Here is a 14,438-nt window from a genome sequence, read left to right on the forward strand (position 1 = left end):
ACGGCTCCCTCCCGGACCCGTCCCTTTTGTTCCCCTTTCACGGAGAGCCGTACAGCCATGCCCGCTTCCCCCTCCTCTTCCTCTTCCCCTTCTTCTTCCTCCTCGCCCGTCTCCTCCCGGCGCCGGATCGCCATCGGCGCGGGTGTCGTGGCCGCCGCCGCGCTGCTCGGCGTCGTCTCGTACACCGCGACCAAGCCGGACGCGCCCAGCCGCGTCGAATCGGTCGCCCCGGCCGAATCCGCCGGGGCGGTGGACGGCCCGGCCGCCGGGGTCTCCGCCGATCCGCAGGCCGGCCTCTACCCGGAGCTGGCCAAGCTCGCCCGGCGCGAGACGGCGGACCCGCTCTCCGTCGGGCGCGCGGACGCGCCCGTCGTGATGGTCGAGTACGCCGACTTCAAGTGCGACTACTGCGGGAAGTTCGCCCGCGACACCGAGCCCGCGCTCATCGAGAAGTACGTCAAGGACGGCACGCTGCGCATCGAGTGGCGCAACTTCCCGATCTTCGGCAAGGAGTCCGAGGCCGCCGCGCACGCCGCCTGGGCCGCCGGACAGCAGGGCCGCTTCTGGGAGTTCCACACCGCCGCGTACGCCGAGGGCGCGAAGGGGAAGGGCTTCGGCGCCGACCGGCTCACCGCGCTCGCCCGCGCGGCCGGGGTGAAGGACCTCGACCGGTTCGAGCGTGACCGGGGCGGCGACGAGGCGGCGGCCGCCGTACGCGAGGACCAGGAGGAGGGGTACGGGCTGGGCGCCACCTCCACCCCGTCCTTCCTCGTCAACGGCCGCCCCATCGCGGGCGCCCAGCCCAAGGAGACCTTCACCCGGGCCATCGAGGCGGCGCACGCGGCGGCGAAGGCGGACACCGGGGCCGAGAAGGGCGGTACGGGGGACGGCGGCAACGACAAGGGCAGCGGCCGCGACAAGAGCGAGAGCAGCGACAAGGGCGACAGCGGCGGTAGCGACAAGGGCGACAGCGGCGACAAGGGCGACCGCGAGGCCGACCGGTGACCGACGTCGGCTATCCGGTCGCCCTCCTCGGCGGCCTGCTCGCCCTGCTGAGCCCGTGCAGCGCCCTGCTGCTGCCCGCGTTCTTCGCGTACTCCATCGACTCGGCCGGCCGGCTCCTCGCCCGTACCGGCGTCTTCTACCTCGGCCTGGCGACCACGCTCGTACCGCTGGGCGCCGCCGGGTCGTTCGCCGGGCGGCTGTTCTACGGCCACCGCGATCTGCTGGTCGCCGCCGGCGGCTGGCTGATCATCGCGCTCGGCGTCGCCCAGCTCCTCGGCATGGGCTTCGCCTCCCGCCGGATGGCCGAGCTGTCCGGCCGGATCAGGCCCACGACGGCGCTGTCCGTGTACGCGCTCGGGCTGGTCTACGGACTCGCCGGGTTCTGCGCGGGCCCGATCCTGGGCAGCGTGCTGACGGTGGCCGCGCTCAGCGGCAGCCCGCTCTACGGCGGACTGCTGCTCGCGGTGTACGGGCTGGGCATGGCCGTACCGCTGTTCGTGCTGGCGCTGCTCTGGGAGCGGTTCGACCTCGGCGGGCGCCGCTGGCTGCGGGGGCGCGCCTTCGGCGTCGGCCGCTTCGCGCTGCACACGAACTCGCTGCTCTCGGGGCTCTTCTTCATCACCCTGGGCACCCTCTTCCTCGTCTTCGACGGGACGACCGCGCTGTCGGGTCCGCTCTCGGTCGACGACTCGTTCGCGGTGGAGCAGTGGGCGCGCGGGGTCGGCGCCGCCGTGCCCGACTGGGCGCTGCTGGGCGGGGTGGCGCTGGTGGCGGTCGCGGTCACGCTGTGGCGGACGCTGCGGGTGCGCAGGGAGCCCGCACCCGTGGTGGCGAGCGCGCCGGTGGAGGCCGAGCGGCCCGGCGCGGTGAAGCCGGGAGCATGAGAAAAGCCCCCGCCGAGATCCTCGGTGGGGGCCTTCGCCCTCGCGGGCCGTGGTGGCTGGGGCCGGGATCGAACCGGCGACCTATCGCTTTTCAGGCGATCGCTCGTACCAACTGAGCTACCCAGCCACGCAGCCTCGCGGCTGCAAGCGGTCCTGACGGGATTTGAACCCGCGGCCTCCACCTTGACAGGGTGGCGAGCACTCCAAACTGCTCCACAGGACCAAGCAATGTGCGAGCACCAGTCTCGCACACGGTGTTGCGTGCCCCCAACGGGATTCGAACCCGTGCTACCGCCTTGAAAGGGCGGCGTCCTGGGCCACTAGACGATGAGGGCTAAAGGCCCGCCTGGGCGCTTCGCAGCGCGTCGGGGACGTCAGAAGCATATGGGATGGGCGGAGCTATCGCCAAAACGGTTTAGGGGGCGGGTACGGGGGCCCCGGGGGACGGACCTGTGGACGGGCCGGCGGAGGGACCCGCGGAGAGATTCGCCGAGGGATCGGCGGAGGGATCGGCGGACGAGCCGGTGGACGGACGGGTGGTCGGGCCGGTGGTCGGGCCGGTGCCCGGCTTGCCCGCCTCCTGCGGGAGATGGCGGCTGACCTCGGCCGTCGTCAGCCCCAGCCCGCCGAGCGTGATCTCGTCCCACGCCTGGAGCCGCTTCGTCGTGCGGTCCAGATAGAGCACGGAGGCGCGTACCTTCTCCGGCTTCTCGCTCTGCAGGGCGCGCAGCCCGCCGCCGCCCGTCGAGCCCTCGATCTTCAGCCGGGTGCCGTGCGGCATGACCTCGGTGGCGCGGTGGTGGACATGGCCCGCGAGCACCAGCGGGACCAGCCCGTCGGTCTGCCGCGCCGCCTCCGGCTCATGGGCGACGGCGATGTCCACGGGCGTACCGGCCTGCTCCTGGTCGCGCAGCGCCGAGGCGAGCCTGATGCCCGCCAGGCGTTCGGCCGGGTCGCCCTCGGCCACCACCGAGCGGTCGGGGGTGAACTGCGGGTCACCGATGCCCGCCACCCGTACCCCGGCCACGGTGACGGCCCGGCCGTCGTCCAGCACCCGTACGTTCTTCATGCGTGCGAGGTACTTCTGGGTGATCCGCGAATCGTGGTTGCCGCGCACCCAGACGTACGGGACGTCCAGGTCGGCGATCGGGTCGAGGAAGGTGTTCTCGGCCGCCGCGCCGTGGTCCATGGTGTCGCCCGAGTCGATGATGGCGTCGATCCCGTACTGCTCCACGAGCGAGCCGATGATGTGCCAGGCCGCCGGGTTGAGATGGATGTCGGAGACGTGCAGCACCCGGAGGGTGGCCGGGTCCGGCTGGTACGTGGGAAGCGTGGACGTCGCGTCGTACAGCTTGGTCACATTGGTGACCAGCCGCGCCAGCTCCTTCTGGTAGACGTCGAAGTCGGTGACGATCGAGCGGGCGCTGCCGACGACCTGCGGGGCGGAGGAGAGCAGCCCCGAGAACCTGGGCTCCAGCACCGACTTGGGGTTCCAGGTGGCGTACGCGCCGACGCCGGAGGCGGCCAGCAGCGTGAGCGCCAGCCCGCCGGCGGCGAGGGCGCGGCGGGGGCGGCGGTAGACGACGAGGCCGAGGGCGGTCGCGCCGGACACGACGGCGACGACGGAGCGTACGGCCAGCTCGGTGGTGCCGTCCCTGACGTCGCGGCTGACCTCGTCCTGGAGGCCGGAGAACCGTTCGGGGTGCTCGACGAGGGCCTGGGAGCGGACCGGGTCCAGCTGGTCCACGTCCACGTCCAGGCGGAGCGGCGCGGTGTGGGTGTCCAGCTCCAGCGCGCCCAGCGGCGACACATTGATCTTCGTACCGCCGGTGAGGGACGGCCGCAGCGTCATCCGGGTGTCCATCGGGCCGACCGGGGTCAGCACGCTGCCGACGGTCAGCAGCCCGAGCCAGGCGCCGAGCACCACGACGGCGGTCATCCCGAGGGCGCGGGCCCAGGGGCGCGGGGCGTGGACGAGCGTGCCGGTGGGAGCGGAGCGCGGAGCCGGGGCGCGGCCGGGCGGGACAGGGCCGGGCGGGACGGGGCCGGGCCTAGTACGGAGGAAGAAGCGTTTCAGCCGCTGTACGGCGCGGGCGCGGACCATTGATCCCCTATGCCCGGGACTGCGGCCCGCCATGCGCGGCGGACACCTTCGCGCACATCAGCGAATTCAGGGGAGCGATTCAGGGGAGCGGCTCAGGAGAACGATTCGGCGGAACGATTCGGGAGAGCGGAGAGCAACGGGGGCTCAGCCCCAGCCCAGTTCGTGCAGCCGGTCGTCCCCGATGCCGAAGTGGTGGGCGATCTCGTGGACGACGGTCACGGCGACCTCGTGGACCACGTCCTCGGGGCTCTCGCAGTAGCGCAGCGTCGGGCCCATGTAGATCGAGATGCGGTCGGGCAGCACCCCGGCGTACCACTCGCCCCGGTCGGTGAGCGGGGTCCCCTCGTACAGCCCCAGCAGCTCGGGGTCGTCGGGGGCGGGCTCGTCCTCGACGAAGACGGCGACGTTGTCCATGACCCGGGTCAGTTCCTGGGGGATCTGGTCGAGGGCCTGGCTCACCAGTTCTTCGAAGGTCTCGCGTGTCATCTCCAGCACCCGGCCATTGTCCCGTGTCCCGGGCGGCTCCGGGCGTGTCCCCGGCGGGGAAAAGGAAGTTGTGCAGTGAAACTTCCCTCGCCGCCGGCGGGGTGGCCCGCTCTTGTTCCCCTTCCTCCGGAGGTGCCGCTCGTGCGCCAGTTGTCCGCCCCAGGCCGCCGTCTCGCCGTCTGGATCGCCAGCTCACTGGCGGTCGCGGCCTCCGCGGGCTGTATGAGCGTCGGTGACGACGAGGGAGATCCGGCGCCTTCCCGCTCCGCGGACCGGGGCGGAGCCGCCGCCGAGCCCGACGGTGAGACGGCCGCCGGTGTCGGAGCCGGGATGCCGTACTCCGGGCAGGGCCGTACGGGACCGGGCACGGCGGCGGAGCACTCCGGCGCGCACGCGGGGGCGGACGGCGGGAGCGGTCCGGTCAAGGGGAAGGCCGGCGAGGACGGGAAGGGCGGCAAGGGCGCGTCCCCGGAGGCCAGTTCACCGGCCACCGCCTCGCCGGAGCCGTCGCGCGGCACCCGGCCGCACCCGGGCGGGCCGAGCCCGACGCGCGAGGACCCCGTACCGACCAAGGACCCCACGCGCTCAGCGCCGCCCCCCACCCCGCAGCCGCCGGGGACCCCGGAGCCGGAGCCGGAGCCCGAGCCGGAGACGAAGTCGCCGGAGGCACCGTCGGCGTCCCCGGCGGCGGACGTACGGACGGGGGCGGTGGCCGAGGGGGTGTGGGCGTGGAAGGAGCCGAAGGCGTCGCCGCAGGTGGGCCCGGTCTGAGCGGGGCGGGGCGGGGCCGGAGCGGGGCCTGAGGCGAGGGGGCCGGCCGGAGTTGTCCCGTAGTCCGGTATTCCGGTTCGCCGGGGGATTCACCTGCTGGTTTGCCAGGGAGGGGGGAGAGTGCGTATGGTAGTAGATCGTTTGATCATTGCCCGGCGCCGACACAGAAGAGCGCCGCGTGGCGCGTACTCTCCCTTGCCGTGGCTGACCGCATTGAGGCGGTCGATTTGCGAATTCTCACGGAGTTTGGGCGCGTGCCGAGACTCCGGAAGGTTTCGCATTTCGCATGTCCATTTCCAGTACTGACCACGCCGTCATGCCCGAGAACGACACCACCGAAACGGTCGCTGTCGTCGAGAGCACGGAAGAGGCCGTAGCGGCCCCCGAGACGGCCACTGAGTCCCCCGAGATCCCCGAGGCCCACGTGACTGACGGCCCCTCAGCCTCCGCCGCCCCCGCCGAGACGGCCGAGTCCGCCGTCTCCGACGAGTCCGCTGTCTCCGACGAGACCGTCGCCTCCGACGAGTCCGCCGCTGAGCCCGCCGAGGCCCCGGGCCTCTCCTTCAGTGACCTGGGCCTGCCCGAGGGCATCGTCCGCAAGCTCGCCCAGAACGGCGTCACCGCGCCCTTCCCGATCCAGGCAGCGACCATCCCGGACGCCCTGGCCGGCAAGGACATCCTCGGCCGCGGCCGTACGGGCTCCGGCAAGACCCTCTCCTTCGGTCTGCCGCTGCTGGCGACGCTCGCCGGTGGCCACACGGAGAAGAAGAAGCCGCGCGGCATCATCCTCACGCCGACCCGTGAGCTGGCGATGCAGGTCGCGGACGCGCTCCAGCCGTACGGCGACGTGCTCGGCCTGAAGATGAAGGTCGTCTGCGGCGGTACGTCGATGAGCAACCAGATGTACGCCCTGGAGCGCGGTGTCGACGTCCTCGTCGCCACCCCGGGCCGGCTGCGCGACATCATCAACCGCGGCGCCTGCTCCCTCCAGCAGGTCCAGATCGCGATCCTCGACGAGGCCGACCAGATGTCGGACCTGGGCTTCATGCCCGAGGTCACCGAGCTGCTCGACCTGGTGCCGGCCGGCGGCCAGCGCATGCTCTTCTCCGCCACGATGGAGAACGAGATCAGCACGCTGGTCAAGCGCTACCTGACCAACCCGGTCAGCCACGAGGTCGACAGCGCCCAGGGCAACGTCACGACCATGACGCACCACGTCCTCGTCGTGAAGCCGAAGGACAAGGCCCCCGTCACGGCGGCGATCGCCGCCCGCAAGGGCCGCACGATCATCTTCGTACGGACCCAGCTGGGCGCCGACCGCATCGCCGAGCAGCTGCGCGAGTCCGGCGTGAAGGCCGACGCGCTGCACGGCGGCATGACGCAGGGCGCGCGGACGCGGACGCTGGCGGACTTCAAGGAGGGGCTCGTCAACGCCCTCGTCGCCACCGACGTCGCCGCGCGCGGTATCCACGTGGACGGCATCGACCTGGTGCTGAACGTGGACCCGGCCGGCGACCACAAGGACTACCTGCACCGCTCGGGCCGTACGGCGCGCGCCGGCAAGTCCGGTGTCGTCGTCTCCCTGTCGCTGCCGCACCAGCGCCGGCAGATCTTCCGGCTGATGGAGGACGCGGGCGTCGACGCCACGCGCCACATGGTCGGCGGAGCGGGCGCGTTCGACCCTGAGGTCGCCGAGATCACCGGCGCCCGTTCGCTCACCGAGGTCCAGGCCGACTCCGCGAACAACGCGGCCAAGCAGGCCGAGCGCGAGGCCGCCGACCTGACCAAGCAGCTGGAGCGTGCCCAGCGCCGCGCCGTCGAGCTGCGCGAGGAGGCCGGTCGCCTGGTCGCCCGCGCCGCGCGCGAGCGGGGCGACGACCCGGAGGTGGCGGTGGCCGAGGTCATCGCCGAGGCCGAGCGCGAGGTGGCGGCTGCCGCCGCCGCTGCCGCCGTACCGCAGCAGTCGGCGCAGCGCGACGACCGCGGCAGCTACGGCCGCCGCGACGACCGTGGCGAGCGCAGCGGCCGTGGCGGCGCGCGTGGCTACACGCCGCGTGACGACCGCGGCGGGGACCGGGGCGGTGACCGCGGCGGTGACCGTGGCGGCTTCCAGCGCCGTGACGACCGTTCGGGTGGCGGCTTCAACCGCGACCGCAACGACCGTGGCGACCGTCCGGAGCGCCGCGACGACCGCGGTGGCTTCCAGCGCCGTGACGACCGCGGCGGTGACCGTGGCGGCTTCCAGCGCCGTGACGACCGTACGGGTGGCGGCTTCAACCGCGACCGCAACGACCGCGGTGACCGTCCCGAGCGCCGTGACGACCGTGGCGGGCGCCCCTTCGAGCGCCGCGACCACCGCGCCGGCGACCGTCCGGTCAACCGCGACCGCCGCGACGACCGCCCGGCCGCCGGTGCCCGCACGGGCGGCCACGACCGCCCGGCGACCCGCCGCGACGACCACCGCGGCGGCACCACCGGCACCGGCACCGGCTCCTTCGGCCGCCGCGACGACAAGCCCCGCTGGAAGCGCAACGGCTGATCAGCAGAGCTGACCGGCAGAGCCGGCCGGTAGTTGTACGACAGGGCCCGTGTCCACCCCCAAGGTGGCCACGGGCCCTGCCCGTTCACCGGCGACATCCCCACGGGGGGATACCCGATCGGCACACCGCCACTGGCGAGCTATGCTCGTGTGTGTTGTGCCAAGGGCCATTAGCTCAATTGGCAGAGCAGCGGACTTTTAATCCGTTGGTTGTCGGTTCGAGTCCGACATGGCCTACCGATAGACCCCAGGTCAGGGGTGTTCCTGACGTGAGGCGCGGTCCTTGTTCGAGTTCATTTCGGGCTGGTGCTCCAGCGAAGCTCAATCGAAGTGCAAACGATCACGACACAGAAGACCCCCGGTCATGCTCGGCCGGGGGTCTTCTGTGCCTACTGCTGGGTGGTGCCGCCGGGGCAGGTCTCCCGGGACGGGTGTGGCTTCTGGTGTCCGGTGGTGGGCTGTCCGGGCGGGGAGCCCACGCCCTGCCCGCAGCTCGGGCAGGTGCCCTCGCATCGGCCTGGATCGAATGGTCGCATTGCTATCAGTCCTCCTCGTCGGTGGTGCTGACAGGTGGTGCATCCGCCCGACCGCCGGTCGACGGCCGGGAGCCTAGAGCTTCCGCACGAAGATCCTCGCCCCGTTGTGGAAGTCGATGGTGAGCCCCGGCTTTGCCGCTTCGCCGGGGCGGGTGGACCAGCGCGTGATGGCCACGATCTCCGGAGACTCCGCCGCGGTGACTGCGGCGGCGAGCCAGCCCTCGGGGTCGGCCGGCACGTCGCCAGCCCACGGCGCGACGGGGTCCCCCTGAACGGGGGTATCCGGGTCGTCGTGCTTCTCGCCGGTGGCCAACTGCCCGATGAACTGCCACCGGGTCTCCCCGGTGCCGGTGGTGACCGCGACCCCGAAGGGGTGCGTCGTGTCGCCGGCCTCGGTCAGGGTCTGGACGCGGGTCGTGCCGGTGGTGTTCTTGATCAGGTCGAGGGCGAAGTCCTGGAAGCGCGGCGGTCGCATTTGTGATCATTCCTTACATGGGCGGGGGCAGCCAGCAGTCTAGGTGGGGTGCAGCGGCGCGGCTGTGACTCGCGGGTACTAGCAGGTCGTGATGCCAGTCGGGGCTCGGTCTGTCCTATCGCAGTCGGGCGTCAGACTGCCTCGGCGACCATCGTGATGATCAGCGCAGCAAGAGCCGCTCCACACGCGATCAGCGTCAAGCCCATGCTGATCAGCGCCACCATGACGCGTCTCTGCCTCTGGTCCTCGTCCGTCACGGTGTGCGGGCCGCCAGGACCAGCCCGAGCGCGATGAGGCCGCAGCAGACCATCACCCCGAGCCCCCAGCCGAGGTCGGCGAGCGGTCGCCGTGCTCTCTTCTTCATGCGCTGCTCCGGGTTCGTGGGGAGCCCCGGCCGGTGTCCACGGGGGAAGACGGCCGGCCGGGGCGGTAGGCGGGCGCCATCAGTAGCGCACGAACTCGCGCGGCCCCCGGTTGGGCTGTACGAGGGGGTCCTGCTGGCAGCCCAGGTGAAGTTGTACGTCCGGCGCGGCCCCGGATCCCGTCTCCACGGCCTCGATGCGGTGCGGTTCACCGGGTCGGATCGGCTTGTCGCAGTGCGCGCAGATCACTGGTCCTCCCGCGTCGCGCCCGGCCCGTACTGCTCCAGCAGCCACGCGCACCACCGCCGCAGCAGCTCCACCCGGACGTGCCCGGACAGAGCCGTCAGGGGCGGCGCGGACGCGATCTCGCTCCGGATCCCGTCCACCGTGGACCGGATCCGGTACCACTCTCGACTGCCGCGCCACAGCGTGGCGGCGTGGGCCTCGGCGGTGGGCAGCATGGACTCGACGTGCTGCCGCAGGGCAACCGCGACGGTGCCGAGTTCGGAGTCGCTGGCGCGCAGTCCGACGATATTGGCGGCCTCGGCGAGGGTGGCCTCGATGTCCGGGCGGGCTGGGGCGGAGACGCAGGCGGGTGCATGCGGTGGATCAACCACGGGCGCTCCAGTGACGGGCGGTCAGGTGATGGTTCGACCGTAGGAGCGCCCGGTGGGTAGAGGGGGCACAGTTTGTGCCCCCTCGTCAGGCAGCCAGCAACCCGAGCTTCACCGCGAGGGCGGACGCCCTCTGCCGTCGGGCCGGGTGCCTCGACTCGGCCTCTTCGAGGACGATGCGCTTCGCGTACCCGTTGTACTTGATCGTCTCGGGCGCCGACTCGTGGGCGCGAGCTAGCGTGTCGAGCGCGACGTCCGGCTGTCCGTCCAGCTGGTAGGCGCGGGCCTCTTCGATCCGGTGCCGGGCCCGGCGCGGCCGGGAGGGAATCGGCATCGCGTCGGCGGCGGCGGCCTGGCGCACGGACTCCCCACCGGAGTGCAGTTCGACAGCGACGGTGACAGCGTGCGCGCCCATGATTGCTCGGCCGAAGCTCGTCACCGGGTGGAAGTAGTCGGCCGGCAGTCGCGCGGCCATGTCCCGAGCCTGGTCCCAGTAGCGCCAGGCTGTGCCCGTCTCCGCTCGCCTCGCGGCCGTGTACCCGGCCTCGAAGGTGAGCGCCCCGGCGATGGCGCGTACCTCGTCAGAGGCGTCTGGGAGGAGCGGTGTGAGGTACGCCAGCGCCTCGGCTGTGACGTCGTCCGCCGCGTCGAAGTGGCCGGAGTCCCGGTGGGCCTGCGCGGCGAGCCACGCGGCGACACCGATCGTGTGTGGATCCTCGGACTCCTGCGCGGCGATCATGCCCCGCTCGGCCACGCGCCACAGCAGCGCGGCGTCCGGCTGGTACGCCACGAAGAACTGCGCCAGCGAGTAGACCTCGGACAGCGCGGCCTGCGCCGCGCGCCGCTCGGTCGCCCGGTCCGACTGCCGCACCGCCCGCTGGGCATCCCGGATGAGATCGGGCAGCAGAACCCCGATGACGTCCCGGTGGTTCGGTGCTTCGTGGCGGGCCTGCCAGGCGCGTGCCAGCCGTGCCCGGATGTGCCGGGCCGAAGGCGCCTGGGCGGAGTCAGACAAGGGAAAGCGGTTGATCGCGGCCTGGACCGCAGGAAGCCGAGAGTGGCCGGGACCGGCGAACAGGTCGACGTGCACGGATTGGTCCCCCGTGAGTTCGGACAGGTCACGCACCCGCAGCAGCTCGGCGAATCGCAGGACCATGTGCAGCTTCGGCGTCTTCAGTCGGCCGGTCTCGACCGCCTTCACCCATGACCCGGTGCGCCCCATGAGGCCACCGAGCTGGTCGCGTGTCATCCCTCGCCGTGTCCGTAGAAGTTGAAGTCTCTGCCCGAAGGCGAGGGGATCGGTGTACGGGTCCGGGGTAGCATCAGCAGGCATGGCCTTGCCCCTCTCTGTCCAGCTCGTCACTGCCAGGGTATGGGGCGAGGCCCTTTCTGTGTGAGCCACGTCATGACAAAGCGCCCCGCCCTCCCGGAGGAGAGCGGGGCGCGGTCATGCCCAGGGGCTGAGGTCCAGCTCGGGCGGAGGCTCGGAACCGGATCTTCGGGCGGTGCCACGCGGTTGCCTCATCGGACAATGGACAACAGGTAGTACTGAAGGAAGGACACCGGCAAGATCTTCGTCCAGGAGAACGGCGAGTGGCTGCACCCGGACACGGTGAGCAAGGCGTTCCTGCGCATCTCTGAGGCGGCGGGCCTGCCGCCGATCAACCTGCGGGATCTCAGGCACGGTGCGGCGGCGCTTGTGAAAGCAGGCGGGGGAGACTCGCACGATGCGAAGGTCAAGTTGCGGCACAGCACGATCGTCCTGACCTCGGACACGTACATGGAGCTGTTCGAGGAGTACGAGGACGGGCTGACGGAGAGCGCAGCTGCGGTTGTGCCGCGCGCCCGCAAAGGGGCGGGGCCAGCGGCTGGAGCTGCCTGATAATCCCAGGCTGCACGGCGTTTCCGCTGGCCCCCTGCTGGCCCCAACGAGAGGCAACGGGACCGAGCGGGAGCGAACGGCACCGGATGATCTCGACCGCCAGGCGGCATGCGATGTGCCGCTGAGCTGGACTTTACCCAACGGGACCGGACGGGAACGAATGAGTCAGGACGGGACTGCATGAAGGACCTGCCGACTTTTAATCCGTTGGTTGTCGGTTCGAGTCCGACATGGCCTACCACCGCGGCCCCCGGTCAGAGTGCATCTGGCCGGGGGCTGTTGACGTTTTCCGACGGGTCGGGCCCGAAGGCCGGTCCGCGTTCGGGCGGCGTCCGGTTCGCGTCCGGTTCGCGTCCGGGCCGTATCCGGCCCCGTATCCCGAAAGTGCGCCGCCAGATGCTGCGCTCCGGGCGAGATCGTCGCACCCTTGGCCCTATGAGTGGTGTGAGCATATGAACGAAGTGCCGATTGTCGTACACCGAGCGTCCGGAACGGGCGGGCGGCGGGTGACCGTGCGGGGGCGGATCATGGGCCTGGCCCACTCCGACGACCACCTGATCGAGTTCCTGCGCCAGGCCGGGCTGCCCGACGCCTGGGAGCTGCTGGACGACCCCGCCTGGGTGGAGTGGCAGGGCGGACCCGCGCACGAGTACGGCGCCGAGGAGTGAGCCGGCGCGCACAGGCAGCTTTTCGGACAGGTGTGCGGGGATACGCTCTGCCGATTGTCAGTGGCTGGCCGTAGCCTTGTACCTATGTTCGCTTCCTCGTCCGTATCTTCTTCCGGTGCCCGCGATGCCTTACGCCGTGCGCGCGCGGCCCGGTCCGTCAGGTCCGCCGCTGTGGTCAATGAGGAGATCCGCGCCCTGTGGACGCGGTCCGGTGGCGTGCTGCTCCCCGCTGACCAGGAGCGTTATCAGCGGCTGCTGATCGAGTGGGCCGCCGCCGTGCGAGGGGATGTGCTGGAGGCCGCTTAACCCGGGCTCTGCCGGGGGTGGTCATGAGCGTCCTCCGGATGCCGTAGAGTTGTCTTCAACGGCGCGGGGTGGAGCAGCTCGGTAGCTCGCTGGGCTCATAACCCAGAGGTCGCAGGTTCAAATCCTGTCCCCGCTACTGGAAGAAAACGAAGGCCCGGATTCCTGGTGAATCCGGGCCTTCGTCGTGTGCGCGGGGCGGTCCCGGCGGGTCCCGGCGGGTCCCGGCGCGGATCCCCGGGGGCCCGGTCATGGGTGTGATGACCCCTCTTTCATTCCGGGCGCGGACAAGCCGTGACAAGCTATGACAAGTAACGTGAAGCATGCGGCTGTGCTTGTACGGGACGTCCCCGGGACCCACCCCGGGACGCGGGCCGGGCGACCGGCCCCGTAGCCCACTCGGCCGAGGGTGAGTCGCCGCCCCACGTGGTGACGGCCAGCCTGGGTGGAGCGCGGTACTGGCGCAGCCGCGAGCGGACCGGGCAGGAGACGACTGGTGGGGAAGCTGAGGAAGCTCGGAGAGGCCATCGGCGGCAAGGGCCGGCGGGCCGGAGGCGGCAGCGGGTTCTGGGCCGCCGAGGGCGCGGGCTTCTGGGGGCCCGGTGACCTCGGCGAGGACCACGCGCCGCACGCCCGCCACAGGCGTGGCTGGCGACGCCCCGGCGCGCGCGGCCGGGCCGGGCGCCGGATCGTGAACTTCCTGCCGGCCCTCGTGATCATCGGCGGCGTGATCCTCGACGTCTCCACCCCGACCCGGGTGACCGCCGCGCCGCTCTTCGCCGCCGCCCCACTGGTCGCCGCGCCGTTCTATCCGCTGCTCGGCACGTTGCTGGTCTCCGTCACCTCACTGGCCGCCGAGATCGCGCTCCATGTCCGGGCGCGGTCGCTGCTCACCCTGGAGTCGCTGAGCCAGCTGCTGACCGTGCTGGTCGTCTCCCTCCTCGCCATGTACATCACCGGCGTCGTCAGACGCAGCGGGGAGCGGCTCGCCTCCGCCCGCATCATCGCCGAGACCGCCCAGCGCGCCGTGCTGCCCAGACCCGCCGAACGGGTCGGCGGGCTGCGGATAGCCGCGCGGTACGAGGCGGCGCAGGAGGGCGCCTTCATCGGCGGCGACCTGTTCGCCGTACAGGACACGCCGTACGGGGTGCGGCTGGTGGTCGGAGACGTACGGGGGAAGGGGCTGGAGGCGGTCGAGGCGGTGGCCGTGCTCATCGGGGCCTTCCGCGAGGCCGCCGAGCAGGAGGCGTCCCTGGAGGGCGTGGCGCAGCGGCTGGAGCGCGCCCTGCTGCGGGAGGGGACGCGGCGGGCCGGGGTCGATGTCTTCGAGGGGTTCACCACGGCCGTGCTCGCCGAGATCCCGCACGGCGAGGCAGTGGTGCGGCTGCTCAACCGCGGCCATCCCGAGCCGCTGCTCATATGCGGTGACGGGGGCGTAAGGATGCTGGTGCCGAGCGATCCCGCGCTCCCCCTCGGGATGAGCGAGCTGGGCTCGTGGCCCGACCGCGCCGAGCAGAACGCGTACCCCGACGGCGCGATGCTGCTCTTCTACACGGACGGACTCACCGAGGCGCGCGACCACGAGGGCGTCTTCTACGCGCCGCGCGACCGGCTCGACGGGCGGATCTTCCCGGGGCCCGACGAACTGCTCCAGGCGCTGATCGACGACGTACGGCTGCACACGGGCGGCGGGAGCCAGGACGACATGGCGCTGCTCGCCGTCAGCAGGCCCTCGCCGACGCAGCCGGAGCGGCGCAGGACGATGCCGATCGTCCCGTGAGGGCTGTTCTCCCGCGCGGCCGTTCTTCC

At 71.8% G+C, this 14,438-nt stretch carries 14 protein-coding genes and 5 tRNA genes; 10 read left to right on the forward strand and 9 right to left on the reverse strand.

The annotated features are described in order from the left end of the window. Positions 1-57: 57 nt before the first annotated feature. The gene (locus OG627_RS18565) at positions 58-1,005 is read left to right on the forward strand and encodes a DsbA family protein (RefSeq protein WP_329066518.1); all 948 of its coding nucleotides are present in this window, start codon (positions 58-60) and stop codon (positions 1,003-1,005) included. Next, a complete protein-coding gene (locus OG627_RS18570) occupies positions 1,002-1,889 on the forward strand; it encodes a cytochrome c biogenesis CcdA family protein (RefSeq protein WP_329066520.1) in 888 nt (295 codons plus the stop codon). The genes OG627_RS18565 and OG627_RS18570 overlap by 4 nt, the downstream gene beginning before the upstream one ends. 50 nt (positions 1,890-1,939) lie before the next feature. Here OG627_RS18570 and OG627_RS18575 read toward each other — a convergent pair. The 5 genes from OG627_RS18575 to OG627_RS18595 form a co-directional block, all read right to left on the reverse strand. Continuing rightward, a tRNA-Phe gene (locus OG627_RS18575) sits at positions 1,940-2,016 on the reverse strand. Between the two features lie 21 nt (positions 2,017-2,037). Next, a tRNA-Asp gene (locus OG627_RS18580) sits at positions 2,038-2,112 on the reverse strand. Positions 2,113-2,151: 39 nt separating this feature from the next. Next, a tRNA-Glu gene (locus tag OG627_RS18585) sits at positions 2,152-2,224 on the reverse strand. A gap of 80 nt (positions 2,225-2,304) precedes the next feature. Then, the gene (locus tag OG627_RS18590) at positions 2,305-3,828 is read right to left on the reverse strand and encodes a metallophosphoesterase family protein (RefSeq protein ID WP_443073501.1); all 1,524 of its coding nucleotides are present in this window, start codon (positions 3,826-3,828) and stop codon (positions 2,305-2,307) included. Positions 3,829-4,137: 309 nt separating this feature from the next. Continuing rightward, positions 4,138-4,488 (reverse strand): metallopeptidase family protein, encoded by a 351-nt coding sequence (locus tag OG627_RS18595; protein ID WP_329066524.1) that lies wholly within the window; start codon positions 4,486-4,488, stop codon positions 4,138-4,140. Positions 4,489-4,620: 132 nt separating this feature from the next. Here OG627_RS18595 and OG627_RS18600 point away from each other — a divergent pair, with 132 nt between their 5' ends. The 3 genes from OG627_RS18600 to OG627_RS18610 all read left to right on the forward strand — a co-directional run bounded on the left by OG627_RS18600 (position 4,621) and on the right by OG627_RS18610 (position 8,026). Further along, positions 4,621-5,250: a hypothetical protein gene (locus OG627_RS18600; protein WP_329066526.1), complete on the forward strand. Its 630-nt coding sequence runs from the start codon at positions 4,621-4,623 to the stop codon at positions 5,248-5,250. A 286-nt stretch (positions 5,251-5,536) separates the two neighbouring features. Further along, positions 5,537-7,789 (forward strand): DEAD/DEAH box helicase, encoded by a 2,253-nt coding sequence (locus tag OG627_RS18605; RefSeq protein ID WP_329066528.1) that lies wholly within the window; start codon positions 5,537-5,539, stop codon positions 7,787-7,789. Positions 7,790-7,953: 164 nt separating this feature from the next. Continuing rightward, positions 7,954-8,026 (forward strand) — tRNA-Lys (locus tag OG627_RS18610). A 372-nt stretch (positions 8,027-8,398) separates the two neighbouring features. Here the strand turns inward: OG627_RS18610 and OG627_RS18615 are convergent. The 4 genes from OG627_RS18615 to OG627_RS18630 form a co-directional block, all read right to left on the reverse strand. After that, positions 8,399-8,800, reverse strand: coding sequence for a hypothetical protein (locus OG627_RS18615; protein ID WP_329066531.1), 402 nt, complete (start codon positions 8,798-8,800; stop codon positions 8,399-8,401). Between the two features lie 443 nt (positions 8,801-9,243). After that, positions 9,244-9,411, reverse strand: coding sequence for a hypothetical protein (locus OG627_RS18620; protein ID WP_329066533.1), 168 nt, complete (start codon positions 9,409-9,411; stop codon positions 9,244-9,246). Then, positions 9,408-9,779: a DUF6415 family natural product biosynthesis protein gene (locus OG627_RS18625; protein ID WP_329066535.1), complete on the reverse strand. Its 372-nt coding sequence runs from the start codon at positions 9,777-9,779 to the stop codon at positions 9,408-9,410. The genes OG627_RS18620 and OG627_RS18625 overlap by 4 nt, the downstream gene beginning before the upstream one ends. Before the next feature lie 85 nt (positions 9,780-9,864). Then, complete coding sequence (locus OG627_RS18630) at positions 9,865-11,109, reverse strand: helix-turn-helix domain-containing protein (protein ID WP_329066537.1); 1,245 nt, start codon at positions 11,107-11,109, stop codon at positions 9,865-9,867. A 279-nt stretch (positions 11,110-11,388) separates the two neighbouring features. On the opposite strand from OG627_RS18630, the gene OG627_RS18635 reads away from it, so the two are divergent. The 5 genes from OG627_RS18635 (at position 11,389) to OG627_RS18655 (ending at position 14,409) form a co-directional block, all read left to right on the forward strand. Further along, entirely contained in the window at positions 11,389-11,658 is a 270-nt protein-coding gene (locus tag OG627_RS18635; protein ID WP_329066539.1) for a hypothetical protein, read from the forward strand. Between the two features lie 452 nt (positions 11,659-12,110). Beyond that, complete coding sequence (locus tag OG627_RS18640) at positions 12,111-12,326, forward strand: hypothetical protein (protein ID WP_329066541.1); 216 nt, start codon at positions 12,111-12,113, stop codon at positions 12,324-12,326. A 171-nt stretch (positions 12,327-12,497) separates the two neighbouring features. Beyond that, the gene (locus OG627_RS18645) at positions 12,498-12,632 is read left to right on the forward strand and encodes a hypothetical protein (RefSeq protein WP_329066542.1); all 135 of its coding nucleotides are present in this window, start codon (positions 12,498-12,500) and stop codon (positions 12,630-12,632) included. Between the two features lie 62 nt (positions 12,633-12,694). Next, positions 12,695-12,768 (forward strand) — tRNA-Met (locus OG627_RS18650). A 549-nt stretch (positions 12,769-13,317) separates the two neighbouring features. Then, positions 13,318-14,409, forward strand: coding sequence for a PP2C family protein-serine/threonine phosphatase (locus OG627_RS18655; protein ID WP_329072768.1), 1,092 nt, complete (start codon positions 13,318-13,320; stop codon positions 14,407-14,409). The last annotated feature ends 29 nt before the right edge of the window (positions 14,410-14,438 follow it).

Source organism: Streptomyces sp. NBC_01429 (assembly GCF_036231945.1).
In the GTDB taxonomy this organism is placed as follows: domain Bacteria; phylum Actinomycetota; class Actinomycetes; order Streptomycetales; family Streptomycetaceae; genus Streptomyces.

Bases quoted from the DNA above. Each gene is read 5' to 3' on its own strand.
- OG627_RS18640 (WP_329066541.1), top strand. From the start codon at position 12,111: ATGAACGAAGTGCCGATTGTCGTACACCGAGCGTCCGGAACGGGCGGG.
- OG627_RS18605 (WP_329066528.1), top strand. From the start codon at position 5,537: ATGTCCATTTCCAGTACTGACCACGCCGTCATGCCCGAGAACGACACC.
- OG627_RS18615 (WP_329066531.1), bottom strand. From the start codon at position 8,800: ATGCGACCGCCGCGCTTCCAGGACTTCGCCCTCGACCTGATCAAGAAC.
- OG627_RS18630 (WP_329066537.1), bottom strand. From the start codon at position 11,109: ATGCCTGCTGATGCTACCCCGGACCCGTACACCGATCCCCTCGCCTTC.
- OG627_RS18590 (WP_443073501.1), bottom strand. From the start codon at position 3,828: ATGACCGCCGTCGTGGTGCTCGGCGCCTGGCTCGGGCTGCTGACCGTC.
- OG627_RS18565 (WP_329066518.1), top strand. From the start codon at position 58: ATGCCCGCTTCCCCCTCCTCTTCCTCTTCCCCTTCTTCTTCCTCCTCG.